Below are 25,403 nucleotides of genomic sequence, written 5' to 3'. Positions count from 1 at the left end.
CTCTCCTGTGTATTGAATAGATTTCCTGTTGTGGCGTTCCCTGCTTGCACTGTTATGATTAATGCAGTCAGAAACATGACCGATAGAAGAGTATCGGAGGCGATATGCGGTTGGATGCCAATTCATCGAAAAAAGCTTTTGCCAAGAGGGCAGATAGAGGTCCGCTACGCAACCTCTTGAATATGATGTTTTTCGATGTGCATACCCAACTGGGACGCACTGTAAACTTAAGCATCACCATTTTGATTGTTGTCAGTGTGCTGGTTTCAATGACTGGGACCATGCCGGATCTTGAACAAATCTGGGTAGAGCGTGTTCATCAGTTTGAGATGATTGTCACCTTTGTTTTTGCCATGGAATTTGTTCTTCGCTGTTATGCGGCAAGAAGTGCCCGAGCCTATATTTTTAGTTTTTATGGCATCGTTGATATGCTGGCAATTCTGCCGATGTTATTGATTGGTGATCCGAATGTGGCCATCAGAATGCTCAGAATTCTGCGTCTGTTAAAGCTGGTGCGTTATCTGCGTGCCTTGCGCCTGTTTATATCGAGTATGCGTGACACGATGGAGATGCTGGCCATGGTGCTGGGTAGCATCGGACTGGGTGCCATACTCGCCGGAAACCTGATCTATACCATTGAGCCGGAGACCTTCAAAAGTGCCTTTGATGGTGCCTGGTGGGGTATCGTGACCATGACCACAGTCGGTTATGGTGATGTGGTGCCGCACACGCTGGCAGGACGTGCAGTGGCTGTCTGTCTGATGGTGGTGGGTATCTGTATGTTTGCTGCAGTGACCGGTGTGGTGTCGATTAAAATCGCCCGTGCTGTTCATCATGGCGTGAAGTGCCAGAGCTGTGAAAAGTCAATGGCTCCTGAGTTTCATTACTGCCCACATTGTGGTTACAAGCAGATTGATGAGAACGAAGAAGAGATCAACCCTGAGGGAAACAGAAAACAGTAAGTCTGCTGAATTTAGTTTGGCCTTTTCCAATCAGATCTATTCCAGCCAGAATTAAGCCTTAACCTTCGTTGTCGGAATCCTCTTTTTCCATGCCTTCCTGATATCGGATCACCTGATTACGTCCGGTATCCTTGGCAACATACAGTGCTGTATCAGCCAGATGAATACACTTGTCCAGATCATCAGAATCATCTGCATAGATCGCCACACCGATAGATAGTGTTTTATTAAAAGTACTGCCCTCGGCATTGAACTGATTCTCTTCCAGTGTTTTACGGATGCGCTCGGCAATCTCCAGCGTCTTCTCCTCTTCAGCCTCGGAAATAACAACCAGAAACTCCTCGCCGCCATAGCGGATGACGTAATCTGATGGGCGTATCGCCTTGGCAAGAATATTGGCCGTAGCAATCAATACGGTGTCGCCGACCTTATGACCATAGGTGTCATTGGTATCTTTGAAAAAATCGACATCGCACATCAGCAGGCCGATCTTCTTTTTACTGCGCTGGGCTGAAGCAATCAGCCGTGATTTGAATTGATCAAGGAAACGGCGGTTATAAAGATCAGTCATCGGATCCTTGAGAGTCGATGCATGCAACACCTCTGTGAGGCGCTTGGACTCAATCACCGGCGAAGCTTCACTGAAGTAAGTACGGATAAACGGCAGCTTCTTTTTGATCTCTGCGGCTTCGCTGTCGGCATGGATGATTTGCAACACAACCCCGATACGGCCACCCTGCATCAGCGGGATGCAGAAGTGGTGCAGATGAATCTCATCTTTGGAGCAGATGCGGTTACCGGCAAATGAGGTGCAGATATTCTCCTCCTCTTCAGAATTAACATCGTGGGCAGTTCTGCAGGCTCTGCATGCAGACGAATCGACATTGACCTCAGGGTTGCACCAGAGCGTTTGCTCTTCCGGAAGCCCATGCGCATAAATAAGCTTCATCAGCTGTTTGTCATGGTTCACTTCATAGAGTGAAAAGCGTTTGATCTGGAAGGTGTCTGTGAGTGCCTGAAAAATGCGTTCATAGACATCACCAAGGTTGCGATCCTCTTCAATAGTCTGTTTAAAGCGTACGGCACCCACCATAGTTTTTACCGAGTCCACCGTACGGGTGAGCAGGTTACCCTCACCAGTTGTGATGCTGTGAACCTCCATCGATTCGACCTCTTTGATAATGGTGCCAAAACTCTGCTCCAGCGTATCCATGAGGTGATTGGTTTGGGTTGCTACCTGACCCAGTTCATCATTGCGACCCTCTTCCATACGGCCAGAAAAGTTACCCTCCTTGGCATGGGCAACCACATCACGCATCGATGTGGCGGTAGCAACAATGGGCATAAGAAGTTGGCGAAGGATGTAACCGAGCACAATGGCGAAGACTATAAATGCAGCAATGAGAGCATAGGTTGAGGATAAGGCACTGGCACGCTGATCTGTAAGATCCAGTTCGATATTTACCAGGCCGAGCAGTGTACCTTCGTTGACGTCGTGGCACTGCAGGCATGTTTTTTCAGCGTAGTAGGGGGTGATGTACTGGTATTTTACACCCTCGGCCGTTTCGATCATGCGATCATTTGAAGTGCCGGTTCTCAGGGCTATTTTTTCTGCATCATTGGGCTCATGAGTCCCTTTGCCGTACTGCTTCTCTGTCGCCTGCGTGCGCACGATGCGGATTTCATGCAGATCGGCAATATGACTTCTAATATGTTTTTCCAATGCCTCATGATCGTAGTCGCCAGCAAGAAAGCTCAGTAGTAGTTCATTGCGAGCCAGTTCAGATGCCATCTCTCCATGTTCTCTCTCATTCTCCAGTGAAGTGGAGCGGAAGGAGAGCAGTGATACACCGGCCAGCATCACCACCATGGCCAGTGTGGATAGCAGAATAAGAATAGAAACTTTGGTCCGAATGCGCATATATTCACCCCGTTGAATATGACCTGATTCACTTTTATACGCATAAATCGGGCCAACTTAATGGTGATTCAGTCACGCTAACTCAACTGAAGCGAAGCGTTTAAGACAAATCTATGGAATGGGTGTCAGAGCTTTATCGAAGAGACGCTCTTACTAGTGAGGTCGGTCACAGTTGATGCATGTCAGGAGGTTAGTTTTAGTGCTGTGGATAAAGTGACGTTGTTTCAAAGGAGTAGATGTTATGATTGAAAAACAGGTTGAAAATGAAAAAGTGAACGCGAAAGCTGATCAGAACGACACGCGTCAGACCATTTACCCGTTTCCACGGCCGCTGTTTGCCAAATAACAGTTAAGATTTAACGTCTCCTCACGCGCCTTTTATGCAACGGGCGCTGAGGTTTTGCAGCTGATGACCCTCCTGCCTCATGCCTCCTCATCGAAGTGGATGGGATCAGCTGATCCGGGCCGTTACCGATAAGATCGGTGCGGCCCATTTTTTTGAGTGCTTCACGCAGTAGCGGCCAGTTTTCAGGATCGTGATAACGCAGAAAGGCCTTGTGCAGGTCTCGCTGTTTTTTTCGTTTGGGTGTAAATACCGTTTCACTTTTGTTGCTTATTTTGCGCAACGGATTTCTCTCCGAATAATACATCGCACTGGCTGTAGCCATGGGTGATGGCAGGAAAGCCTGCACCTGATCAGGCCTGAACTGGTTGGCTTTCAGCCATAGCGCCAGATTAAGCATATCCTCATCACTTGTGCCCGGATGGGCGGCGATAAAGTAGGGGATGAGATACTGTTTTTTGCCGGCTCGTTTTGATGCGGATTCAAACATCTTCCTGAACCGGTCAAAGCTGCCGATACCCGGTTTCATCATCTTGTTCAGCGGCCCGTCTTCTGTGTGTTCCGGCGCGATTTTCAGATAACCACCGACGTGATGCGTGGCTAACTCTTCAATATATTCCGGTGATTCAACAGCTAGGTCGTAGCGCAAGCCCGATGCGATAAAGATGCGTTTGATGCCGCGAATGGAGCGTGCTCTGCGATAGAGTCTGATCAGAGGGGCATGATCGGTGCCCAGGTTTTTGCATATGCCGGGAAATACACAGGATGGTTTGCGGCAGGCCGCCTCAATCTCTTTCGACTTGCAGGCCAGCCGATACATATTGGCAGTAGGTCCGCCCAGATCGGAGATGGTGCCGGCAAAACCCGGTGTTTTATCACGAATCTCTTCGATCTCATGGATGATCGAATCTTCAGAGCGGCTCTGGATGATGCGCCCCTCATGCTCGGTGATTGAGCAGAAGGTACAGCCCCCAAAGCAGCCGCGCATGATGTTCACGGAGTGTTTGATCATGTCATAGGCTGGAATTCTACGGTTTCCATAACTCTGGTGCGGTGTGCGTGAGTAGGGCAGTCCGAACACAAAATCCATTTCACCGGTGCTCAGCGGGATAGGGGGAGGATTAAGCCAGACATCCCGATTGCCATGGCGTTGCACCAGCGCCCGCGCATTGCCCGGATTGGTCTCCAGATGCATCAGACGGGAGGCGTGGGCGTAGAGAACCGGACTCTCTTTGACCTCTTCATATGAGGGGAGGCGAATCACTGTGTTGGCACTCTCCAGTGAGCGGGACATCAGACGCAGCGGTTCTGCCTCATCCTGAGTCGCACAGGCCTGTGTGGCACTATCTTTCATGGCATAAGGGTCAGGGTGCTCAATTAGCTTGCCCGGTGTGTCCAGTTCACGTGAGTCGATCTCATGCCAGCCATCGGGAATCGTGTTGCGCATGATGGCTGTGCCGCGCAGATCGGTAATCTCTTTGACCGAGTCACCATCAGCTAATCTATGTGCGACCTCGATGATCTGAGACTCAGCATTACCAAAAACCAGCATGTCCGCTTTGGAGTCAGGCAGAACGGAGCGGCGAACCGTGTCTGACCAGTAGTCGTAGTGGGCGATACGGCGCAGGCTGGCCTCAATACTACCGATAATCACCGGCACACCTTTAAAGGCTTCGCGGCAGCGCTGGGCATAGACGGTAACGGCCCTATCCGGCCGTTTGCCTGCTACGCCATCCGGGGTATAGGCATCATCAGAGCGGATACGGCGCTCGGATGTGTAGTGATTGACCATCGAATCCATATTGCCGGCAGTCACACCGAAAAAGAGGTTCGGCGCACCGAGCGTGCGGAATGCATCAGCAGATTTCCAGTCCGGTTGAGAGATAATGCCAACCCGAAAGCCCTGCGCCTCGAGTACACGGCCAATCACAGCCATGCCAAAGCTAGGGTGATCGATATAGGCATCACCGGTTACGATGATGATGTCGCAACTATCCCAACCCAATTGATCCATCTCGGCTCTGCTCATAGGGAGTTGCTGAGCAGGGGTAAGCTCAGACCGATATTTCGGCCAACTCAGAATCGAGCGTTTGTGAGTTTTCTGCTCTTTGGTCATGGCCGCATCCTATCAGTCAAAGCCGGTTGATGCTTATATCGAAAGTTGTGCCTATTCGATGTTCTGAGTTGCTTTTAAATTTAACTGGTTTTTAATCACAGGGTGGCCAAAATCGCATCCATCAAAGTGATGGAGTTACAATGATTTCAGCAATCAGATCTTTTCTTAAACTGGAGTCAGCCAGTGGTATCCTGCTCATTGCAGCGGCCTGTCTGGCTGTGATACTGGCCAACTCACCACTCTCACACTACTACGATCTTCTGCTTGATACGCCTGTAGAGGTGCGTGTCGGTGCACTGCAGATCGCCAAACCTCTGCTGTTGTGGATTAATGATGGCTTGATGGCTGTGTTCTTCTTCATTGTCGGTCTGGAGTTAAAGCGCGAGATGCTTGAAGGGGAACTATCCTCAGCCAGAGCGATTGCTCTTCCTGCTTTTGCTGCAGTGGGTGGCATGGTCGTGCCTGCGCTGATCTATATCCTTATCAATCGTGGTGATCCGGTAGCACTTGAAGGGTGGGCTGTGCCCACAGCAACAGACATCGCTTTTGCGCTTGCCATTCTCACTCTGCTTGGTGATCGCGTACCGCTGGCACTGAAAACTTTTCTGGTCTCTCTGGCAATTTTCGATGATCTGGGGGCGATCATCATTATTGCTATCTTCTATACCTCTGAGATCTCGACCATCAGCTTGATCATTGCTGCTGTTTGCATTGCCGGATTGGCGCTACTGAATCGCTCTCATGTATACAGATTGACCCCCTATATCCTTTTTGCAGTGATTATGTGGGTGGCAGTACTGAAATCGGGTGTGCACGCGACACTGGCAGGTGTGATCGTGGCGATGTTTATTCCACTGGCTCGTGACCCGGAGAGAGATCGCTCTCCGCTTAAAGAGTTGGAACATGATCTGCATGCTCTGGTGGCTTTTGTGGTCCTTCCTCTGTTTGCTTTTGCCAATTCAGGGCTGAGTTTTAAAGAGACGGGCTTGGATCAACTGCTGCATCCGGTGACCGTTGGTATTGCTCTGGGCCTGTTTGTCGGTAAACAGCTGGGTGTTTTTACCTTTGCCTGGCTGGCTGTGAAGATGGGGCTGGCGACGCTGCCTTCTAAGGTGAACTGGTCACTGATCTATGGCGTTTCACTGCTTTGCGGCGTTGGCTTTACGATGAGTCTGTTTATCGGTTCGCTGGCCTTTGAGAGTGGGGGGGAGAACCTCTTCTTCGATGAGCGCCTGGGTATCATTGCTGCCTCCACACTCTCCGCAATATGTGGCTACCTGTGGCTGAAGAGGGCTTTGATTAATCCTCAATAAGTTTCTGTCGATAGAATAGATGGTGATTGGGTGATACGCTCTCCAATGAGCTTTACCTTTTCTATTTCGACAGGAGTTGATTGAACTAGATGCTATCTTTCCGACTGAAGCGGTTCCTTACATTTTTTGTGCCGCTTGTGTTGATTACCACTGCCATTTCGTTGAACCTCTATTTTGCCACCATAGAGGCAGATCAGGCTCGACTGCAATCCAAACATGCCTCTCTGCTTACGTATCAGAAAGATGGTATTGAGAAGACCCTGAATCTGTTCATGTCGGATTTGATGGTGCTCTCCTCACAGCATGAACTGAAACTCCTGTTTGCCAGTGATGGCGAAACTCATCGTCATGATCTGGCCAATGAGATTGTAGCATTTATGGAGCATAAGGATATTTATGATCAGGCTCGAATCCTCGATCTTGATGGTAATGAAATTTTTCGCGTTAACAGCAATAGCGGAGCTCCCGTGGTTATTCAAGCATCCAAACTGCAGAATAAAAGCGAGAGGTATTACTTTAAAGAGATTGTCGCACTGGGTGAGGGCGAATTCTATATCTCTCCATTTGATCTGAATATCGAACACGGGGCAATCCAACAGCCACTGAATCCTGTCATTCGGATGGCAACTCCAATATTTGATGAGCGTGGCAATAAACGCGCCATAATCATTCTTAATATGGTTGGTGAGGGGCTGCTTAGTCCGTTTGAGAAGCTGGTATCTGCAGGCGTCGGGAAAACATTGTTGATCAATGCCGAGGGCTATTGGTTGAAGGGGTTGCAGCGTGAGGATGAGTGGGGGTTTATGTTTTCCGAAGGTAGGGATAGAACATTCCAGAAACGCTTTCCTGAAGCTGCAAAAATAGTGATGAGCAGTGAAAATGGCACCCTCTCTCTGGATTCCGGCTTTTTTGCCTATACGAGGATTTCAGCAGCCCCAACACTGGAAGGGCATTCGATTAATCCTTCTGCAACTTCGAATTGGTGGTGGATCATCTCCTATGTATCACCGCAGGAACTGGATTTGATGAGTCAGGTTCAACGTGAACGCTATATTCTTTTCAATGTTATTTTTGCCCTGCTGTTTGCTATTGGTTCATGGATTGGTGCCGATGCGATGAATAGGCACCATCTTGCCGAGAAGCAGTTAATGGTTTCAGAGCGGCGCTTTAGATCAGTCACTGAGACTGCAAAAGATGCCATTATTATTACCGATGGAGATGGAGAAATTGTTTCATGGAATGGCGGCGCCACCTATACCTTCGGTTATACGGAGTCTGAGACGCTTGGTGAACAGGTGACCATGATCATGCCTGAACGCTATCGGGAGATGCACAATCAGGGTATCCAGCACTATAAAGAGAACGGTTATCCAGTACTTATTGATAAAACCATGGAGTTGCATGGCCTGAAGAAAGATGGAGAAGAGATCGATATACGTTTTTCTCTCTCAACCTGGGGTTCGGATGGCGAGCACTATTATGGTGCGATTATTCATGATATCACCGAAACGAAAAAACTGGAGCGCCAACTGGAGGCTATGGCCAGCAAGGATGGCCTGACCGGGCTCTATAACCGCATCACATTTGATACGCGAATTATTGAAGAGCTCTCGCGCGCTAAGCGATATAAACATCCGATATCACTTATGTTTCTTGATATCGATTATTTTAAAAAGGTGAATGATCACTACGGCCATGCCGCAGGTGATGCCTGCCTGATCGAATTTGCTGAACTGATGCGCAAAATGACGCGAACTGTGGATGTGGTGGCGCGCTATGGTGGTGAAGAGTTTGTGATCATTCTGCCTCATACCGATTCAAAGAGTGCCACTATCCTTGCTGAGCGGTTGCGGGAGGCCGCTGAGCAGATGAGTACCATCTATAAAAATGAGCATATATCCTGGACTATATCCATCGGCCTGGCTTCTCTTGAGCAGAGCTGGGATATCTCTATTGAGTCCTGGTTGGAGCGTGCGGATGGTGCCCTCTACAAAGCCAAGGATAGTGGGCGAAACCAGGTTGTGATCTCTCCAGAAGAGCACGTTTAAAGAGGTGATGCTATTATCAACCCATCTGATTGCGGTATGAGATATAGCAATCCAGAGTAGAGCGCAATTATGACCACACTTCGCTTTAATAAACCCTATCAGGTACTGACCCAGTTCACTGATGAAACGGGTCGCCAGACTTTGGCCGATTATATCGATATGCCGGGGATCTATGCCGCAGGTCGACTCGATCGCGATAGCGAGGGGTTGCTGCTGTTAACCAGTGACGGCCAGCTACAGAACCGCATCTCACATCCGGACCACAAGCTTAGCAAGGTCTACTGGGTTCAGGTGGATGGCCAGGTTAGTGCTGAAGCGCTACAGAAGCTGCGTGACGGCGTTCAACTCAAGGATGGCATGACGTTAGCCGCACGGGCGGAAGAGATCCCTCCACCAGCATCATTGTGGCCGCGAGACCCGCCGATTCGTATGCGGGCGGAGATTCCCACCTCATGGCTTCAAATCGAGATATGCGAAGGGCGCAACCGTCAGGTGCGTCGTATGACGGCCGCAGTCGGTTTTCCAACCCTGCGCTTGATTCGTTATGCTATCGGCCCGATCAGCCTCGATGGATTGAGTCCCGGTGAATATGCCGAAGTAGAAGAGCAACCGTTGTGGGAGCTCTTTCCTAAACAGAAGGCCTCGCGTTCAAGAGGTAGCAACAAGCCGGGCTCGACAGCCAGAGATCGAGGTTCGAACAGAGGCAGAGAAAAGAGAGTTCGCAGATGAGTGAAAGCTGGCAAGAGGGAATCAAGGCGCTGCTTAGTCATTCGAAAATAAGTTTTTTAGCTACACAGGGAAAACATGGCCCAGAGACATCGATGGCACCCTTTGCCATTTGTGAGGGTTATGTTCTTCTGCATCTATCAAAACTGGCAGCCCATACTACGAACATTGAGAACAGTGCCAGTATTGGTCTGATGATCTGCACGCCTGAAGCCAGAGGTAATTCACCTTTGGCACTACCCAGACTTAGTTTGCAGGGAGAAGTCAGACTTGTTACAGATGAAGAGTTTGAAACAGCGAAACTCACTTATCTAAAAGCCCTTCCGGATGCTGAGCAGCTATTTGCTTTTACGGATTTCTCTCTGTTTCAATTTAAACCTGAGTCTATTCATTGGGTTGGGGGCTTTGGCAAGGCTCGAAAGGTTACATTGGGTCAATGGCATAACATCACTCTGGCTCTATAAAAAAAAAGGCGACCCGAGGGCCGCCTTTTTATTGTGAATAAATGAATGGCGTTATTTCAGACCATTGAGAAATGCAATGACCTCATCAGCTTTGGCACCAGTTACCTTCTGAGAACTCATCTTGCTCTTGCCGCCTGCTGCTTTTGCCATGCCTTTGGAGTCGGCAATCCAAGCCTTCATATTCTCTTCATTCCATACGAAATCAGCACCTTTCAGATACGTTCCATATTTAAAGCCTTCAACAGAACCAGCCTTCTTACCCATGATACCAAACAGGTTAGGGCCAACCTTATTTTTATCACCCTGATCAAAGGTGTGGCATGACTTACACTTACTCTCTGCTCCGGCTACCGCTTCTGTAATAGCAACGCCGCTCATTAACATGGTTGCTGCTGTGGTGATCATGATAATTTTTTTCATCGTCTGCTCCTGTTGTTAAAGAATTAACGCATAATATTATGATATAATTATATGTCAATGGGTCACAGGGTGTAAAAATTACTCATGCATAAAAAAGGGAGCCAGAAGGCTCCCTTTTAAAGTTGAGTCGAGGATGGTTGCCTCGAAAAATCAGTTTTTGGACTGATCCACGATCTTGTTAATCCACGGCATCATTGCACGAAGCTTGCCACCGGTTACTTCGATTGGATGAGCTGCGTTGTTACGACGTGCTGCAGTCATGGAAGCGTAGTTGGTCGCGCCTTCAAGGATGAACTGTTTGGCATATTCACCAGTCTGGATGTTGTGCAGGCACTCTTTCATCGCTTTGCGGGACTCATCATTGATCACTTTAGGACCAGTAACGTATTCGCCATACTCTGCATTGTTGGAGATGGAGTAGTTCATGTTGGCGATGCCGCCTTCATACATCAGATCAACAATCAGTTTCAGCTCGTGCAGGCACTCAAAGTATGCCATCTCAGGTGCGTAACCCGCTTCAGTCAGGGTTTCGAAACCGGCTTTAACCAGCTCAACTGCGCCACCACAAAGAACAGCCTGCTCACCAAACAGATCGGTTTCAGTCTCATCTTTGAATGTGGTCTCGATGATGCCGGTACGGCCGCCACCGATCGCTGATGCGTAAGAGAGGCAGACCTCTTTAGCCGTGCCTGTTGCATCCTGATGAATCGCGATCAGATCAGGGATGCCGCCGCCTCTGACAAATTCAGAGCGAACAGTGTGACCCGGTGCTTTAGGTGCGATCATGACAACGTCGAGATCGGCGCGTGGTACAACCTGATTATAATGAATAGCAAAACCGTGCGCGAAGGCGAGGGTGGCACCCTGTTTCAGGTTTGGCTCAAGCTCATCGCGGTAGAGGACGGACTGGAACTCATCAGGGGTGAGTACCATGACGATATCAGCACCGGCAACAGCATCAGCTACGTTGGTAACTTTCAGGCCGTGAGCCTCAGCCTTGGCAACAGATGAAGAGCCTGCACGCAGGCCGACAGTAACGTCTACGCCGGAATCATTGAGGTTGGTAGCATGAGCATGGCCCTGTGATCCGTAACCAATGATCGCTACTTTTTTACTTTTGATGATCGAAAGATCTGCGTCTTTATCGTAATAGACGTTTAGAGCCATGAGGTTTTCTCCTGTGCAAATGGTTGTAATAAAATTTTAAAGGCGGCGCAGCATATACGTTTCACCGCTAAAGTTCACCCACTTTTGAACTGTCTGCCACGAAGAACACGGAGAGCACGAAGAAATAAATAGAGTTTAGAATCTGCGCGGTACAGATGTTTGATCTTCTTGCTCTGTTTTGTGCTGTTCGAGGTAGGTATTAATCCTCGCTGAAGACTGTGCCGACACCGTCATCGGTGAGGATTTCCAATAGCAGTGCATGCGGAACACGACCATCAATAATATGCGCCTGTTTTACGCCTGCCGCAACAGCATCCAGACAGCATGTAACCTTGGGGATCATGCCGCCGGCAATAGTGCCATCAGCGATCATCGCCCTGGTTTCCGACGGAGTCAGCTTGGAGCAGAGGTTTTTATCACTATCGAGTACACCGGCAACATCGGTCAGCAGGATCAGCTTGGCCGCCCCCAGCGCCTGAGCAATAGCACCGGCAACCAGATCGGCATTGATGTTGTAGCTCTGACCCTCATCCTTGTGATAACCGACCGGAGCAATCACCGGAATAAAACGGTCGGTATCCAGCAGGTTGAGGATTTCGGTGTTGATCGAGTGAACCTGTCCAACATGACCGAGATCAATAATCTCCGGCACATCCAGCTCGGGTGCATTCTTCTCAAACTTCATCTTGCGAGCGCAGATCAGCCCGCCATCCTTGCCGGATAGACCGATAGCCTTACCGCCAGCTCTGTTGACGTTGCCGACAATCTCTTTATTCACCAAACCAGCCAGTACCATCTCAACTACATCCATCGTTTCACTGTCGGTGACCCGCATGCCATCGATAAACTTGGCCTCTTTGCCGATCTTGGCCAGATGCCTGCCGATCTGAGGGCCACCACCATGGATAACAACCGGATTGATACCCACCTGCTTGAGCAGTGTGATGTCCGAAGCGAAACTGGCTTTCAGATCCTCTTCCACCATGGCGTTGCCACCATATTTAATAACGATGGTCTTATCGGCAAAACGTTGCAGATAGGGGAGGGCCTCAACCAGCGTTGCGGCACGTGCGCTACTGTGTTTCATCATTGACTCATCTCCTCAAGCGGCACGGTTTTCCGCACATGCTCAGGTTCGCAGTCCAGTAGTTTTGACCAGAGCCAGATCAGGGCAATGGCCACAGCGGTAATGCCGAGGCTTAGCAGAAGACGGGAATCATTAGGATCCTGCAGTTGCCGTCCCAGCGGGATCAATACAATAATAGCTGTAGTCAGCACAGCCAGCCGTGTCCAGATCACCGGCTGCCGGAACAGAACGCTGGCAGCACCGGGAATAGAGATCAGAGCGTAGAGGGTGATCACAATCCAGTGGTTCTCTTTGTTTACACTGGTAAGTCCGGCCCAAATGCCACTGCCGTTACCAAGTTGCTGCTCAATGGCTGCACCAATAATAAGGATCAACATTGCTGATGTGCTCCACAGCAGCCATCCCAGCCACGCTCTGTTTCTGGCCAGATGGTTCATCCATACGCCATTGCCGATGATGAGCATCGCTGCTGCGAATGCCATACCCCATGGCGCAAAAGTAAAATCGATATTCATGCTGCTCCCTTTCCTGATCGTGATTGACGAAGACTAACTGGTTTCAGCGCTGAAATCACGCCGACCTGATCCAGCTATTTCTACAGGCTGCTCGATATCAGTTTGAATGCTCAATTATGATGCATGCCTGCCTATTTATTAGGCATGTACAGATTGATCGCTAATGGTAGAATTATTCTAACTATTTGAAAATAAACGTGTTATATGATTTGGCACGGGTGGCACCAGCCCTGCTATAAGAGAGTATCTGATTCAGCACAATAAAAAAAGTAACATGAGGAGATAAATATGAAGGTACAAAATAGTGCAATGGCTGCATTACTGGGTCTCGGGTTGATGGCTGGGCCATCAATCGGCTGGTCTGGCAGCTTGAAGGACAAACTTGATAATATCCAGATCAGTGGTTTTGTTGATGCAGCATGGTCTGATAGCAACGCTAGGCCTCCTGCCAAGGGTGGAATCACGCTCGATCAGGTAGAGATCGATATTGAATACGCATCCGATAATGTGGGTCTGCGCTTTGACCTTGAATCCACTGCGGATGGATTTGGTGCCACACCATTTGAACAGGGTTATATCTACTACACCTTCAATGGTATCGGTGAAGGTGTGACTTTCACCTTCGGTAAGTTTAATGCACCCATTGGCTGGGAACTGCTTGATGCACCTGATATGTATCAGTACTCACATGCGCTGGTGTTTAATAATGCACTGCCAACCAACATGACAGGTGCTTCGCTTGCGACAAGTTTCGGTATTGCTGATCTGATCGTTTATGCAGCAAACGGTACCGACACCAATGCAGCGAACACAACTACAGGCGTGAACACCTTCGGTGGTCGTCTGGGACTTACTCCGATCGAAGGCATGAATATCGGCTTCTCTTATCTGACCGGTGACAATATTGCAGGCGTTTATCAGCTGCAGAAGTTCAAAACATATGATATCGATCTGACGCTTGAGCTTGTAGATGGTCTGATTATCGGCGCTGAGTATGCGCAGAATAAAAACTGGACTGCATTGAACACCAAGTCTCAGGGTTTCTTTGTAACTGCTCACTACGATTTCACCGACATGCTCGGTGTCACCGGTCGCTACGGTGTTTGGGATCCGGATACAGTCGCAGCAGGTAAAATGACCGCAACAACAGTCGCCTTAACTGCAGCACTGGGTGATGGCCTGGGTGCTCTGTTTGAGTTCCGTAATGATAAAGACCGTACTGTTATCCCAAGCACAAGTATCAACACTTACGCCTTTGAAATGACGTACAGCTTCTAATCAATCCCCGATTGGAAATGGAAAGGGAGACGGCTGCAACCGTCTCCCGGACCCCAAGTTCACGTGTGAGAGAATCTTAAGGAGATGCAATTATGAAAATGATTCGAGCCATTATCAAGCCATTCAGGCTGGACGATGTGAAAGAAAAATTAATTGCAGTCGGGGTAACAGGCCTGACTGTGACAGAAGTAAGAGGCCACGGCCGCCAAAAAGGGCATACCGAGCTCTATCGCGGTGCCGAGTACAGTGTCGATTTTGTACCCAAAACCGAGATCACTGTCGTTGTTATGGCTGATATGGTTGATGAGGTGGTTGATGCCATCGTTGAGGCCGCCAGGAGTGGTAAGGTTGGCGATGGTAAAATCTTCGTCAGTGATGTTGAAAAAGTAATTCGTATCCGCACCGGTGAATCCGATGCGGAAGCATTAAGTTAAAAGGAGGTAAAACATGGAACAGATTACAGGAGATATCCTGCAAACTAAATATGCACTGGACACTTTTTACTTTCTGGTGATGGGCGCATTCGTTATGTGGATGGCCGCTGGCTTCTCCATGCTGGAGGCTGGCCTTGTCCGCTCAAAAAACACGGCCGAGATTCTGACCAAGAATGTCGTGCTCTACTCCATTGCATGTATCATGTACATGCTGATCGGTTATAACATCATGTATGGTGATTCGATCTCATCGATTATCCCGGGCATCAGTTTCGGTCTCGGTGCTGATAATGAGGCTGCTGCAGTGCTGGCCGGTGGCGATGATGCGCCGTACTACTCCAACCTGTCGGACTTCTTCTTCCAGGTGGTGTTTGTAGCTACCGCGATGTCGATTGTTTCCGGTGCCGTTGCCGAGCGTATGAAGCTGTGGGCCTTCTTTGCCTTTGCTATCGTATTTACCGGTATCATCTATCCAACGCAGGGTATGTGGAAGTGGGGCGGTGGTTTCCTTGATGAAGCAGGCTTCCTTGATTTCGCAGGTTCCGGTGTGGTTCATATGGCTGGTGCTGCTGCAGCACTTGCCGGTGTACTGCTGCTTGGTGCTCGTAAAGGCAAGTATGGTAAAGATGGTTCGGTCAACGCTATTCCGGGTGCCAATCTACCGATGGCAACACTGGGTACCTTTATCCTCTGGATGGGCTGGTTCGGCTTTAACGGTGGTTCAGAGCTGAAGGTTTCTGATATTGCCGAGGCAAATGCAACAGCGATGGTGTTTGTGAATACCAACATGGCTGCTGCTGGTGGTTGTGTCGCGGCTCTTCTATTGGCACGTCTCTGGTTCGGTAAGGCTGATCTTACCATGGCACTCAATGGTGCACTGGCAGGGCTTGTGTCGATCACTGCTGAACCGCTGACGCCTTCACCTGAACTGGCTACCCTGATTGGTGCCATCGGTGGTGCACTGGTTGTGATTTCAATCGTCACCCTTGACAACAAGTTCAAGATTGATGATCCGGTAGGTGCGATCTCGGTGCATGGTGTGGTTGGTCTCTGGGGGCTGCTGGCAGTTTGCATCTCCAATCCTGATGCTACACTTTCAGCGCAGTTGCTGGGTATCGGTGTGATCTTTGCCTGGGTGTTTGCGACCAGTCTGGTTGTCTGGGGTATTGTGAAGGCAGTCATGGGTATTCGTGTATCCGAAGAGGAGGAGTATGAAGGTCTGGATGTTGGCGAGTGTGGTCTTGAGGCCTATCCGGAATTTAGTCAGGACAGGAAGTAATAAAAAAAGGAGTCTTAGCAGATCATAGGTTTAAGATTACTTTATGACAGATGGATTGGGAGCGGATTTTTATCCGCTCCCAATTCCCGTTTGTATACTGGATTCAAGACTGAAGTCAGGAATCCTTTTTATGAATAAGGAGGTATAGATTGAGTGGTTCACTTTTACTACATGCACTTTCACTTAATGATCGAATGCTGGAGCCTAATCAGCTGCCTGTTTCAGGGCACGTATGGGGTTATGATAAAGAGAGTTTCAGCCGCGAAGAGTTTGTCGGAAACTGCCTGAATATGCTCTCGCTGCTTGGTATTCAAGATGCCGAGATCAGTTGGGAAGATGATATAATGGCCTTTGATGTGAAGCGAAAGGGGCAGCCGGTAACGGTGATTATCTCTCTGCAGGATGATTCACTGACTTCCGATTACTTCTATTTCCTTGGTATCTGGTTACAGCCGCATTCGGATAGCCTCTCCGAAGTGGAGTTGCTCAGTGATCAGATCGACTGGCAGGAGGAGGATCTGCTGCAGCCGGCCATCTCCTATTCGGTTCGTTTTGCCGCAGAGCCGCTGCAGATGCCCGATATCAGGAGCATGCTGGGTAGTGAGATCTTTGCTCAGCGCCTCTATGGCGATGCCTTTTATCTCTGTGGCATGACAGAAGCTTATCCTGTTCCCTCCGGTAAATTTGTAATCTGTCCATCCAGCCATGCTCAGAATCATCAGCGTTATGAGATTCGTCATGCGCTCTATTCGTTGCGTAATCTGATGGGTTTGATGGGCAGTGTGATGAATCTCTATGATCAAATCAGTGAGAAGAGTGAGGCGGCCACACTGTGTCAGGAGATGATGGATCTGATGAGTGCTGTTGAGAGTCAAAACCCGACTCCGGCTGAGTGGGACGCTCTTGTCAGGAGAAATGGATCGATTGCACTGCGTCTGGCGTCAGAGTCAGACGAGAGTAGGAGGCTGCATGCCAAGCTGAAGGGGATCCAACGACTGTTCGATGTTATTTTGGCAGAGCTGGAGATCTCTGAAATGCAGGGTTTGGCTTCGCTGGTCAGTCGTATGTTAACGCCGTTTGATCATGTTAAGGATAGTCTCAATGCATATGATGAGATGCTCAGGCAGGTTGAAAAACAGTCGCAGATTCTACAGCCGTTGATGCATTCTCGCATGTTGGCTAATCAGCAAATGTTGCTGGAGAAGTTACTCAACCATGGATCAACAGATTCGTGTGATCTTTAGGAGGTGGTTATGAAGATGATTAAAGCGGTGGTCAAGCCGTTTAAACTTGATGATATTAAAGATGCGCTGTTGAGAGCAGGAGTTACAGGCATGACCGTGATGGAGGTGCGAGGACACGGTCGGCAAAAGGGGCACACGGAGCTTTATCGTGGCGCTGAGTACCTCGTTGAGTTTGTGCCGAAAACGGAGATCACTATTGTTGTGACTGACGAGCTTGTTGATCCGGCTGTGGATGCGATTTGTAGTGCGGCATGTACAGAGAAGGTGGGCGATGGAAAAATATTCGTGACTTCGGTTGAACGTGTGGTTCGTATACGCACTGGCGAAGAAAATGACGACGCTTTATCATGATTATAGGAGAGTGGTGATTTATCTCTTGCGTTAATGAGCCACACCAGGTCAAAACGAGCAGCAGTGCTCACAATCTAAGTTTATGGGGAGCTGCAAACGGTTTCCTTGATAGAAAAATAATATAAAACAGGGAGTTATATTAAAATGAACACAGCAGGATTTGACGTCTTTTTCCTTACCTTGGGTGCTGCCATGGTATTGGCAATGCATGCGGGTTTCGCTTTTCTGGAAGTTGGAACGGTTCGCAAGAAAAATCAGGTGAACGCACTGGTGCGTGTGATTACCGATTTCGGTTTCTCTACCATTGCCTATTTCTTTGTCGGTTTTTCCGTCGCTTATGGCATCAACTTTTTTGCGCCGGTATCAGAGCTGAACAGGCTTGCAGATATCTCTAACGGTTACAAAATGGTTCACTTTTTCTTTTTGTTGACCTTCGCGGCAGCCATTCCGGCTATTATCTCCGGTGGTGTCACCGAACGTATAAGATTCTGGCCCAACGCATTGGCAACGGTGTTGCTGGTAGCTGTGATCTACCCGTTTTTCGAAGGCATGATCTGGAATGGTAATTTTGGTTATCAGGCATGGCTGGAGGCGAACTTTGGCGCTGCCTTTCATGATTTTGCCGGCTCTGTCGTAGTGCATGCTATGGGCGGATTCCTGGCGCTGGGTGCAGTGGTGGTGTTGGGTGCACGCAGAGGCCGATATAACAGGGAGGGCCGCATGATGGCCATACTGCCCTCGAATATTCCATTCCTGGCGCTGGGTTCATGGATTCTCTGTGTCGGCTGGTTCGGATTTAATGTGATGAGTGCAGGCACAGCAGAGGGGGCATCAGGCCTTGTCGCTATGAACTCGCTATTGGCTATGGTTGGTGGTCTGCTGGCGGCACTTGTGGCTGGTAAAAATGACCCCGGTTTTGTTCATAACGGGGCACTGGCCGGGTTGGTGGCGATCTGTGCCGGCTCCGATATCGTGCACCCCATTGGCGCACTGAGCATTGGCGCTATTGCCGGTGTTATATTTGTAGTTGGATTTGAATTTATTCAGATTAAGCTGAAAATTGATGACGTGCTGGGTGTGATTCCACTGCACGGTGTCTGTGGCGCCTGGGGCGGTATCGCTGCCGGTATCTTCGGTACTACAGCCATGGGTGGTGCTGGCGGCGTGACATTTATGTCACAGTTGATCGGCACGGGCACTGGTGTTGGCATCGCAGTAGTCGGTGGTTTTGCCGTATATGGTCTTGTTAAGGCTATTATGGGCATCCGTCTCTCTGAGGAGGATGAACATATGGGCGCGGATCTGGCTGTTCACAATATCAGCTCAACACCTGAGCAGGATATGGCCAATCACTGATCTGTAGTTGATGAATATAGCTATGACGGGCCTGTGGAAACGCGGGCCCGTTTTGCATCTTGTCTTCAACCTTTGCAAACGTTAGAAACCGGACATGCGACTGCTATCTGTTTTTCTACTGTTTTTCTCACTCACACTGCCTGTATCGGCTGCCGAATTTGATATCTACCAGTCCGGTTATCGGCCACTTCAGCTGGGCCTGCTGGTCTCGGTTGATGATGGCGAAAATGAACGACGCCTGTTTAATGGTGTGGTCAGTGATGATCTGGAGTCGAGCCAGTCGTTTAAAGTGATTGATCCACTGGCTTATCTGGCAACCTTTGATGATAGCTGGGCCAAGGTTGAATATGGTGACTGGCGCATTGTCGGTGCCGATATCCTTGCCTTGTGCAAATTGCGCAGGGAGGGGGAGCGCTGGAAAGCCGAGGTGAGGGTTTACGACCTGTTCAGGACCAAAGAGCTGGCCACGGTCACCATTGAGGGTGGCGCCAAACAGATTCGCAGACTTGCCCATCGGGTGGCTGATCAGATCTACAGCGCAGCTCTCGGTATTCCCGGTTATTTTACCAGTCATATTCTCTACGTACATAAACGAGGTGATTACTCCGATCTGATCTATATGGATCAGGATGGGGCCAATAATCAGGTGGTGGGTAAGAACTTCACGCTGCTACTCTCTCCTGACTGGGCGCCGGACGGGCAGAAAGTGGCACTCAATACCTATGTGGGTAATCGACCACGACTGGAGTTTTTTGATCTGCAGAGCGGTGGCCGCACCGCCTTTGGTGAGTTCAAAGGTTTGAACTCTACCCCTGAGTTCTCTCCCGATGGCCGTTATGTGGCAGCTACGCTATCGCACAATACCGGTAATACCGATATTCACATCTATGATATCAAAACCAGGAAGTGGCGTCGTTTCACAACCAATAACGGTATTGATACCACGCCGACATGGTCGCCGGATGGCAAATGGATCGCTTTTGTCAGCAATCGCAGCGGTCAGCCTCAGATCTACCGTAAGGCAGTATCCGGCGGTAAAGCACACAGGGTGAGTACCCAGGGCTCTTACAACAGTTCACCGGCCTGGTCTCCGGCGGGTGATCGCATTGCCATGATCTCTCTGAAGAACTGGTCCTATGCTGTGGCAACGGTGCGTCCCGATGGTAGTGATATCCGCTATCTGGTGGCAGGTAAGCGGGTTGAATCACCTTCGTGGTCGCCTAACGGGCAGATGATTCTCTATTCTGCTGAGGAGCACAGGGTTCGTCGTGTTTACCGTGTGCCGAGTTGGGGTGGCAGGGCTGAGCCGATAACCTCACCTGCTGTGGATGCTTCAGACCCGGCCTGGTCTCGCCATTGATGGTTGCCAGTGAGTTAAATAAATGTGGATTCCTGATGCTATCAATGCTTAATATTCAGCTTGATGGTTGACTAGTAAAAAGGGAATGTCACTATACGCTAACTAGAAGCGCTAAGGGAGAAAAATATGAATTTCAATCGTTCAAAAAAACAGATCCTCCTGGTAGCTATCGCATCGGCTGGATTGCTGTTTGCTGGCTGTCAGAAGAAGGTGGAAGTGACCACCGATAAGCCAACTGAGACCACGCGTGCAGTGGATTCAGGTGTGGCTAAACCATCATCAAATGCTGTCTATTTTGCTTTTGATAAATCTGATCTGGATGCCGCAGCAAGGGCAACTCTGGATGCGAATGCAGCATGGTTGAATGCCAACCGTAGTGCAAATGTTACCGTTGAGGGTAATGCTGATGAACGCGGAAGCCGTGAATACAACCTGGCTCTGGGTCAGCGTCGTGCTGATGCAGTTCGTGATTTCCTCTCCTCTCGTGGCGTAAGTGCAGATCGTATTGATACTGTATCATTCGGTGAAGAGCGTGCGGCATGTAAGGGTACTGGTGAAGCGTGCTGGGCTCAGAATCGTCGTGGTGACATTGTCACCCGTTAACACCATCAACAGTGGATTAGTGAGGCGGCCATTGGTTTATCCAATGGCCGTCCTTGCATTGTGCTCGTTTCTCTTTGCCGGTTGCGCAAAAGAGAGTGTTGGCCCCAGCTGGGCTGAGGATAAAGATAGTGTTGCTGATTCGATCAAGGCGTTGTCAAAATCCCAGGAGATCGCTGAATCAACAGCACAAATCGAACATATCAAACTGAATAAGCAGTTGAAAGACCTGGAGACGGTTAATCGTACTCAGCAGGCTCAGATTGATGCACTGACTGCCCGTATTGAAAAGCTGCATCGTAAGAGAAAAGTTGTAGCCAAACCTGTTGCGAAAAAGAAGCCAGAAGCCGCCGTGGAAACTCAGGTTGCACAACATCGGACTACACCGGTGAAGGCGCCTGAACTGCCACCCGTAGCTGTTAAGCGCGCTGTTGTTATTAATCGTGCAGCACATGCTGAAGAAGAGAAGAATGCCTATACCTCTGCCTATCTGGCACTGAAAAGTGGTCGTTTTGATGAAGCATCCAAGGGTTTCAATGAGCAGCTTGATGCTTACCCGCAAGGTGAATATGCAGATCAGGCCTGGTACTGGTTAGGTGAAGCACGACTGGCGCAACAGGCGTTGGACAATGCCCATAACGCTTTTAAATATGTAGCTGATCACTATCCTGAAAGTGTTAAACACGCATCTGCACTGCTGAAGCTTGGCCAGCTCTCTGAGATGGAAGAGAAAAATGGCGCTGCTATCGAGTATTACAGTCGCCTGATCAAACAACATCCTGAATCTTCACTGGCTGAGCAGGCGCGTGAGGCCCTTGTTGATCTGCAGCAGAGCAGCGGTGTGGAGCAGCAACAATAACAGTTTCAGCCTCGCGTCTTCGCATTCATGAGATTTACGACAGCATCCAGGGTGAAAGTACACTGGCGGGCATGCCGTGCACCTTTATCCGGCTGGCAGGTTGTCCGTTACGCTGCAACTATTGTGATACGACACAAGCCATTCCGACCGATAGTGGTAGCTGGATGGATATTGATGCCATTATTGAAGATGTGCGTCAGAGGGCGCGCCCGTTGGTGCTGGTGACCGGTGGTGAGCCCCTTGCCCAGCGCAATTGCGGTGAACTACTGAGCAGGCTGCTTGGACTTGGCATTGAGGTGCAGTTGGAGACTTCAGGTGCATACAGTGTAGCCGCTGTGCCTGATGGAGTGCACCGCATTGTTGATGTGAAAACCCCCGATAGTGGTGAAGTGGCGCGCAATCAACTTGATAATATGCAACGGCTTGGGGCCGGGGATGAGATCAAGTTTGTCATCTGCAGTCGCAGTGATTACGAGTGGTCGCGTGATTTTATCCGCAACCATAGGCTGGGTGAGGGGGCCGTAGTCCTGCTCTCGGCTGCATGGAATGAGATCTCCAGCAGCGATCTCTGTGCATGGATGCTGGAAGATGCGTTGCCGGCGCGTCTGCAACTACAACTACATAAGGTGATCTGGGGTGCCGAGGCCTCAGGTGTCTAAGGTAAAATATGAATCAAACTAAAGCTGTTGTTCTGCTCTCGGGTGGACTGGATTCCAGTACTGCACTGGCCTGGGCTGTTAAAAAAATGGGCTGGTTGTGCCATACCGTTGCCTTTGACTATGGCCAGCGCCACCGTGTTGAGCTGCAGGCCTCAGAAAATGTAGCCCGTTATTTCGGGGTGGCAGACCACCGTGTGATTAAAGTGGATATGCGTATGATAGGCCACTCATCGTTAACCTCAGATATGCCTGTGCCCAAGGATGAAGCCGGTGGATCAGATGTGCCGACTACCTATGTGCCGGCTCGAAATCTTATTTTCCTCTCCCTGGCTGCGGGTCTTGCCGAAACAGTAGAGGCGACCAAACTGGTGATTGGTGCCAATGTCGTTGATTACTCCGGTTATCCCGACTGTCGTCCGGAGTTTCTTGAAGCCTTTGCCCGCTGTGCCCATATCGGTACCCGGGCAGGCAGTGAAGGTGGCGTACTGGATATTGAAGCGCCTTTGATCAAGCTCGGTAAAGCTGAAATTATCGCGATGGGGCTTGAACTTGGTCTTGATTATGGTCTTACGCGCTCCTGCTATGATCCACTGCCTGATGGTATGCCGTGCGGGCACTGTGACTCGTGCTATTACAGGCAGCTTGGCTTTAGTGAGCTTGGCAGCGCTGACCCGTTACCATACTCCTGAATTATCTGCCTCAGCAGATCATCGCTCTATTCACAATTCAATATTATAATCTTCTCTTTTTAACCTTGGAAGTTGCCTGCACCTCCTCTAGAGTGCCGCACCCCGCAGTGGGAAGCTGTCGGGTTTATTAAGGGGGCCTCTAATGCCAGTTCAACGTACACTATCAATTATTAAGCCGGACGCTGTAGCCAAGAATGTTATCGGTGACATTATCCGCCGTTTTGAAGAGAACGGACTCTCTGTGATCGCAACCAATTTGACGCATCTCAGTGCAGCTGAAGCAGGCCGTTTTTATGCCGTTCATGCCGCGCGTCCGTTCTTCGCAGACCTCTGCTCGTTCATGAGCTCCGGCCCGATCCTGGCCATGGTTCTGGAAGGTAAGAATGCAGTTACACTTAATCGTCAGTTGATGGGTGCAACCAACCCTAAAGAGGCTGAGGCCGGCACTATCCGTGCAGACCATGCTGACTCTATCGATGCCAACGCTGTTCACGGTTCCGACTCCGAAGAGAATGCTGCAATTGAAGTTGCTTTCTTCTTTTCTGATCTGGATTTGCATAGCCGCGGTTAATATAAAACATGAATGATAACGTAGTGGGGCAGGTTGATCCGAAGCCTCAGGCCACAGCACAGAGCTCAGAACAGATTCAGGTTCGTCGCGAAAAACTTGCGCGTATGCGTGAGGCTGGCGAGGCCTATCCGAATACATGGCGCAGTGATCACACTGTGGCTGCTATTTTTGAGCGCTTTGCAGAGCAGGAGAGTGAACTTCTTAATGAGGTCTCTCACCGTGTTCGTATTGCCGGTCGTATTATGGCCCACCGCGTTATGGGGAAATCGAGCTTTGTCAAAATTCAGGATGGTAGCGGTCAGATCCAGCTCTTCCTGAATCGTGATGAGCTGGGTGGTCCTGATATCTATAATCCGACCCGCAAGTGGGATCTTGGTGATATTGTGGGTGCAGAGGGTGTTCTGTTCAGAACCAAATCTGATGAGCTTTCGGTACGTGTGTCGCATATCGAGATGGTCTCCAAATGTCTGCGTCCTCTGCCTGAGAAGTGGCATGGACTTGCCGATATTGAAACCCGATATCGTCAGCGTTATGTGGATCTAATGGTGACGCCGGAATCACGGGAGACATTCAGAACACGTTCCAAAGTTGTCTCGCTGCTGCGTCAGGGTCTAGAGACACGCGATTTTATCGAAGTGGAGACACCGATGTTGCAGACGCAACCCGGTGGCGCTGCTGCCCGACCATTTACAACGCATCATAATGCTCTGGATATGGAGCTGTTCCTGCGTATCGCTCCGGAGCTCTATCTTAAACGGCTGCTGGTGGGCGGTTTTGAGCGTGTGTTCGAGATTAATCGTAACTTCCGTAATGAGGGGCTGGATGCGACCCATAATCCGGAATTCACCATGGTTGAGTTTTATCAGGCCTATGCCGATTTTGCCGATGCGATGGATACCACTGAGGCGCTGATTCGCGGTATTGCCGATGGCCTTGGCGTAACACTGGTAGAGTGGGAAGGGGTTGATATTGATCTCTCCCAACCTTTCAGGCGCCTTCGCCTTGATGAGTCGGTCATTGAGAAGCTTCCCGAAGTGTCTGGGCATGCCAATGATAAAGCACTGCTGGCGACTGTCTGCATGCGTGTAATCCCCAACTTCAAGCCGTTAATCACCTGGAAAGCGGGTCACTATCTGGTGGCACTGTTTGAAGAGTTTGTTGAACCTGAACTGGATCAGCCGACCTTTATCACCCATTATCCTGTTGATGTTTCCCCGCTGGCACGTCGCAACAATGATGAACCGACAGTCACCGATCGCTTTGAGCTGTTTGTTGCCGGACGCGAAATTGCTAATGGTTTCTCTGAGTTGAATGATCCTGATGATCAGCGTGGCCGTTTTGTGGCACAGGCACAGGCCAAAGCAGCCGGTGATCTTGAAGCTGCCGGCATTGATGAGGATTATCTGCGCGCCCTTGAATTCGGTATGCCCCCGGCTGCCGGTGTCGGTATCGGTGTCGACAGGCTGGTGATGATGCTGACAGGTCAGCACTCGATCCGTGATGTACTGCTCTTCCCGCATATGAGACCGGAATAATATCTCTGTCTGGCCCGCCTCTGGCGGGCCTTTTTCATTTCTCTTGCCCCTTGCTGCACAATTCATAACACTTCCTCTCTATGGCTATCTTCCGCATAAAAGCTGG

The 25,403-nt window shown here is 49.7% G+C and carries 24 protein-coding genes; 18 read left to right on the top strand and 6 right to left on the bottom strand.

All coding sequences use genetic code 11. From position 1 onward, the window contains the following. Positions 1–104: 104 nt before the first annotated feature. A complete protein-coding gene (locus F3F96_RS09480) occupies positions 105–962 on the top strand; it encodes an ion transporter (protein WP_176963020.1) in 858 nt (285 codons plus the stop codon). 58 nt (positions 963–1,020) lie between these two features. On the opposite strand, the gene F3F96_RS09475 is transcribed toward F3F96_RS09480, so the two are convergent. Together F3F96_RS09475 and F3F96_RS09470 are read right to left on the bottom strand one after the other, a co-directional pair. Next, on the bottom strand, positions 1,021–2,883 hold the full coding sequence (locus F3F96_RS09475) for a diguanylate cyclase (protein WP_176963019.1): 1,863 nt from the start codon (positions 2,881–2,883) through the stop codon (positions 1,021–1,023). Between the two features lie 356 nt (positions 2,884–3,239). Further along, positions 3,240–5,255, bottom strand: a complete 2,016-nt coding sequence (locus F3F96_RS09470; protein WP_241697765.1) for a YgiQ family radical SAM protein — start codon at positions 5,253–5,255, stop codon at positions 3,240–3,242. Between the two features lie 227 nt (positions 5,256–5,482). On the opposite strand from F3F96_RS09470, the gene nhaA reads away from it, so the two are divergent. The 4 genes from nhaA to F3F96_RS09450 all read left to right on the top strand — a co-directional run bounded on the left by nhaA (position 5,483) and on the right by F3F96_RS09450 (position 9,893). Beyond that, the gene (nhaA, locus tag F3F96_RS09465) at positions 5,483–6,655 is read left to right on the top strand and encodes a Na+/H+ antiporter NhaA (protein ID WP_176963017.1); all 1,173 of its coding nucleotides are present in this window, start codon (positions 5,483–5,485) and stop codon (positions 6,653–6,655) included. An 89-nt stretch (positions 6,656–6,744) separates the two neighbouring features. Further along, a complete protein-coding gene (locus F3F96_RS09460) occupies positions 6,745–8,703 on the top strand; it encodes a diguanylate cyclase (protein ID WP_176963016.1) in 1,959 nt (652 codons plus the stop codon). Positions 8,704–8,772: 69 nt separating this feature from the next. After that, a complete protein-coding gene (locus F3F96_RS09455; protein WP_176963015.1) occupies positions 8,773–9,432 on the top strand; it encodes a pseudouridine synthase in 660 nt (219 codons plus the stop codon). Next, positions 9,429–9,893, top strand: a complete 465-nt coding sequence (locus F3F96_RS09450) for a pyridoxamine 5'-phosphate oxidase family protein (RefSeq protein ID WP_176963014.1) — start codon at positions 9,429–9,431, stop codon at positions 9,891–9,893. Before F3F96_RS09455 ends, F3F96_RS09450 begins: the two co-directional genes overlap by 4 nt. Positions 9,894–9,944: 51 nt before the next feature. Here F3F96_RS09450 and F3F96_RS09445 read toward each other — a convergent pair whose 3' ends face one another. The 4 genes from F3F96_RS09445 to F3F96_RS09430 all read right to left on the bottom strand — a co-directional run bounded on the left by F3F96_RS09445 (position 9,945) and on the right by F3F96_RS09430 (position 13,082). After that, complete coding sequence (locus F3F96_RS09445) at positions 9,945–10,313, bottom strand: cytochrome c family protein (protein WP_176963013.1); 369 nt, start codon at positions 10,311–10,313, stop codon at positions 9,945–9,947. Positions 10,314–10,463: 150 nt separating this feature from the next. Continuing rightward, positions 10,464–11,480 (bottom strand): ketol-acid reductoisomerase, encoded by a 1,017-nt coding sequence (ilvC, locus tag F3F96_RS09440; protein WP_176963012.1) that lies wholly within the window; start codon positions 11,478–11,480, stop codon positions 10,464–10,466. A 199-nt stretch (positions 11,481–11,679) separates the two neighbouring features. Continuing rightward, a complete protein-coding gene (gene argB, locus F3F96_RS09435; protein WP_176963117.1) occupies positions 11,680–12,567 on the bottom strand; it encodes an acetylglutamate kinase in 888 nt (295 codons plus the stop codon). Then, positions 12,567–13,082 carry a hypothetical protein gene (locus tag F3F96_RS09430; RefSeq protein ID WP_176963011.1) on the bottom strand — a complete coding sequence of 172 codons (516 nt, stop codon included), beginning with the start codon at positions 13,080–13,082 and terminating at the stop codon, positions 12,567–12,569. The genes argB and F3F96_RS09430 overlap by 1 nt, the downstream gene beginning before the upstream one ends. A gap of 288 nt (positions 13,083–13,370) precedes the next feature. Here F3F96_RS09430 and F3F96_RS09425 point away from each other — a divergent pair, with 288 nt between their 5' ends. The 13 genes from F3F96_RS09425 (at position 13,371) to lysS (ending at position 25,297) form a co-directional block, all read left to right on the top strand. Next, positions 13,371–14,360: an outer membrane beta-barrel protein gene (locus F3F96_RS09425; RefSeq protein WP_176963010.1), complete on the top strand. Its 990-nt coding sequence runs from the start codon at positions 13,371–13,373 to the stop codon at positions 14,358–14,360. A 92-nt stretch (positions 14,361–14,452) separates the two neighbouring features. Then, positions 14,453–14,794: a P-II family nitrogen regulator gene (locus F3F96_RS09420; protein WP_176963009.1), complete on the top strand. Its 342-nt coding sequence runs from the start codon at positions 14,453–14,455 to the stop codon at positions 14,792–14,794. A 13-nt stretch (positions 14,795–14,807) separates the two neighbouring features. Continuing rightward, positions 14,808–16,073: an ammonium transporter gene (locus F3F96_RS09415; RefSeq protein WP_176963008.1), complete on the top strand. Its 1,266-nt coding sequence runs from the start codon at positions 14,808–14,810 to the stop codon at positions 16,071–16,073. Positions 16,074–16,222: 149 nt separating this feature from the next. Then, on the top strand, positions 16,223–17,317 hold the full coding sequence (locus F3F96_RS09410) for a hypothetical protein (protein WP_176963007.1): 1,095 nt from the start codon (positions 16,223–16,225) through the stop codon (positions 17,315–17,317). Between the two features lie 9 nt (positions 17,318–17,326). After that, entirely contained in the window at positions 17,327–17,668 is a 342-nt protein-coding gene (locus F3F96_RS09405; RefSeq protein ID WP_176963006.1) for a P-II family nitrogen regulator, read from the top strand. Between the two features lie 144 nt (positions 17,669–17,812). Continuing rightward, positions 17,813–19,024 carry an ammonium transporter gene (locus F3F96_RS09400; RefSeq protein WP_176963005.1) on the top strand — a complete coding sequence of 404 codons (1,212 nt, stop codon included), beginning with the start codon at positions 17,813–17,815 and terminating at the stop codon, positions 19,022–19,024. Between the two features lie 94 nt (positions 19,025–19,118). After that, positions 19,119–20,384 (top strand): Tol-Pal system beta propeller repeat protein TolB, encoded by a 1,266-nt coding sequence (gene tolB / locus F3F96_RS09395; RefSeq protein ID WP_176963004.1) that lies wholly within the window; start codon positions 19,119–19,121, stop codon positions 20,382–20,384. Positions 20,385–20,510: 126 nt separating this feature from the next. Beyond that, positions 20,511–20,987 (top strand): peptidoglycan-associated lipoprotein Pal, encoded by a 477-nt coding sequence (gene pal, locus F3F96_RS09390; RefSeq protein ID WP_176963003.1) that lies wholly within the window; start codon positions 20,511–20,513, stop codon positions 20,985–20,987. 43 nt (positions 20,988–21,030) lie between these two features. Further along, the gene (gene ybgF, locus F3F96_RS09385; RefSeq protein WP_176963002.1) at positions 21,031–21,843 is read left to right on the top strand and encodes a tol-pal system protein YbgF; all 813 of its coding nucleotides are present in this window, start codon (positions 21,031–21,033) and stop codon (positions 21,841–21,843) included. A gap of 71 nt (positions 21,844–21,914) precedes the next feature. Then, positions 21,915–22,502, top strand: a complete 588-nt coding sequence (locus tag F3F96_RS09380; protein WP_176963001.1) for a radical SAM protein — start codon at positions 21,915–21,917, stop codon at positions 22,500–22,502. A gap of 8 nt (positions 22,503–22,510) precedes the next feature. After that, positions 22,511–23,191 (top strand): 7-cyano-7-deazaguanine synthase QueC, encoded by a 681-nt coding sequence (gene queC, locus F3F96_RS09375; RefSeq protein WP_176963000.1) that lies wholly within the window; start codon positions 22,511–22,513, stop codon positions 23,189–23,191. A 142-nt stretch (positions 23,192–23,333) separates the two neighbouring features. Then, positions 23,334–23,762, top strand: a complete 429-nt coding sequence (ndk, locus tag F3F96_RS09370) for a nucleoside-diphosphate kinase (RefSeq protein WP_176962999.1) — start codon at positions 23,334–23,336, stop codon at positions 23,760–23,762. An 8-nt stretch (positions 23,763–23,770) separates the two neighbouring features. After that, on the top strand, positions 23,771–25,297 hold the full coding sequence (lysS, locus tag F3F96_RS09365) for a lysine--tRNA ligase (RefSeq protein WP_176962998.1): 1,527 nt from the start codon (positions 23,771–23,773) through the stop codon (positions 25,295–25,297). Positions 25,298–25,403 lie beyond the last annotated feature (106 nt).

The sequence above is a fragment of the Mariprofundus sp. NF genome (assembly GCF_013387455.1).
In the GTDB taxonomy this organism is placed as follows: Bacteria; Pseudomonadota; Zetaproteobacteria; order Mariprofundales; family Mariprofundaceae; genus Mariprofundus.
This window is presented reverse-complemented; position numbering and strand designations above follow the sequence as displayed.

Bases quoted from the DNA above. Each gene is read 5' to 3' on its own strand.
- F3F96_RS09480 (WP_176963020.1), top strand. From the start codon at position 105: ATGCGGTTGGATGCCAATTCATCGAAAAAAGCTTTTGCCAAGAGGGCA.
- F3F96_RS09475 (WP_176963019.1), bottom strand. From the start codon at position 2,883: ATGCGCATTCGGACCAAAGTTTCTATTCTTATTCTGCTATCCACACTG.
- F3F96_RS09470 (WP_241697765.1), bottom strand. From the start codon at position 5,255: ATGAGCAGAGCCGAGATGGATCAATTGGGTTGGGATAGTTGCGACATC.
- nhaA (WP_176963017.1), top strand. From the start codon at position 5,483: ATGATTTCAGCAATCAGATCTTTTCTTAAACTGGAGTCAGCCAGTGGT.
- F3F96_RS09460 (WP_176963016.1), top strand. From the start codon at position 6,745: ATGCTATCTTTCCGACTGAAGCGGTTCCTTACATTTTTTGTGCCGCTT.
- F3F96_RS09455 (WP_176963015.1), top strand. From the start codon at position 8,773: ATGACCACACTTCGCTTTAATAAACCCTATCAGGTACTGACCCAGTTC.
- F3F96_RS09450 (WP_176963014.1), top strand. From the start codon at position 9,429: ATGAGTGAAAGCTGGCAAGAGGGAATCAAGGCGCTGCTTAGTCATTCG.
- F3F96_RS09445 (WP_176963013.1), bottom strand. From the start codon at position 10,313: ATGAAAAAAATTATCATGATCACCACAGCAGCAACCATGTTAATGAGC.
- ilvC (WP_176963012.1), bottom strand. From the start codon at position 11,480: ATGGCTCTAAACGTCTATTACGATAAAGACGCAGATCTTTCGATCATC.
- argB (WP_176963117.1), bottom strand. From the start codon at position 12,567: ATGAAACACAGTAGCGCACGTGCCGCAACGCTGGTTGAGGCCCTCCCC.
- F3F96_RS09430 (WP_176963011.1), bottom strand. From the start codon at position 13,082: ATGAATATCGATTTTACTTTTGCGCCATGGGGTATGGCATTCGCAGCA.
- F3F96_RS09425 (WP_176963010.1), top strand. From the start codon at position 13,371: ATGAAGGTACAAAATAGTGCAATGGCTGCATTACTGGGTCTCGGGTTG.
- F3F96_RS09420 (WP_176963009.1), top strand. From the start codon at position 14,453: ATGAAAATGATTCGAGCCATTATCAAGCCATTCAGGCTGGACGATGTG.
- F3F96_RS09415 (WP_176963008.1), top strand. From the start codon at position 14,808: ATGGAACAGATTACAGGAGATATCCTGCAAACTAAATATGCACTGGAC.
- F3F96_RS09405 (WP_176963006.1), top strand. From the start codon at position 17,327: ATGAAGATGATTAAAGCGGTGGTCAAGCCGTTTAAACTTGATGATATT.
- F3F96_RS09400 (WP_176963005.1), top strand. From the start codon at position 17,813: ATGAACACAGCAGGATTTGACGTCTTTTTCCTTACCTTGGGTGCTGCC.
- tolB (WP_176963004.1), top strand. From the start codon at position 19,119: ATGCGACTGCTATCTGTTTTTCTACTGTTTTTCTCACTCACACTGCCT.
- pal (WP_176963003.1), top strand. From the start codon at position 20,511: ATGAATTTCAATCGTTCAAAAAAACAGATCCTCCTGGTAGCTATCGCA.
- ybgF (WP_176963002.1), top strand. From the start codon at position 21,031: ATGGCCGTCCTTGCATTGTGCTCGTTTCTCTTTGCCGGTTGCGCAAAA.
- F3F96_RS09380 (WP_176963001.1), top strand. From the start codon at position 21,915: ATGCCGTGCACCTTTATCCGGCTGGCAGGTTGTCCGTTACGCTGCAAC.
- queC (WP_176963000.1), top strand. From the start codon at position 22,511: ATGAATCAAACTAAAGCTGTTGTTCTGCTCTCGGGTGGACTGGATTCC.
- ndk (WP_176962999.1), top strand. From the start codon at position 23,334: ATGCCAGTTCAACGTACACTATCAATTATTAAGCCGGACGCTGTAGCC.
- lysS (WP_176962998.1), top strand. From the start codon at position 23,771: ATGAATGATAACGTAGTGGGGCAGGTTGATCCGAAGCCTCAGGCCACA.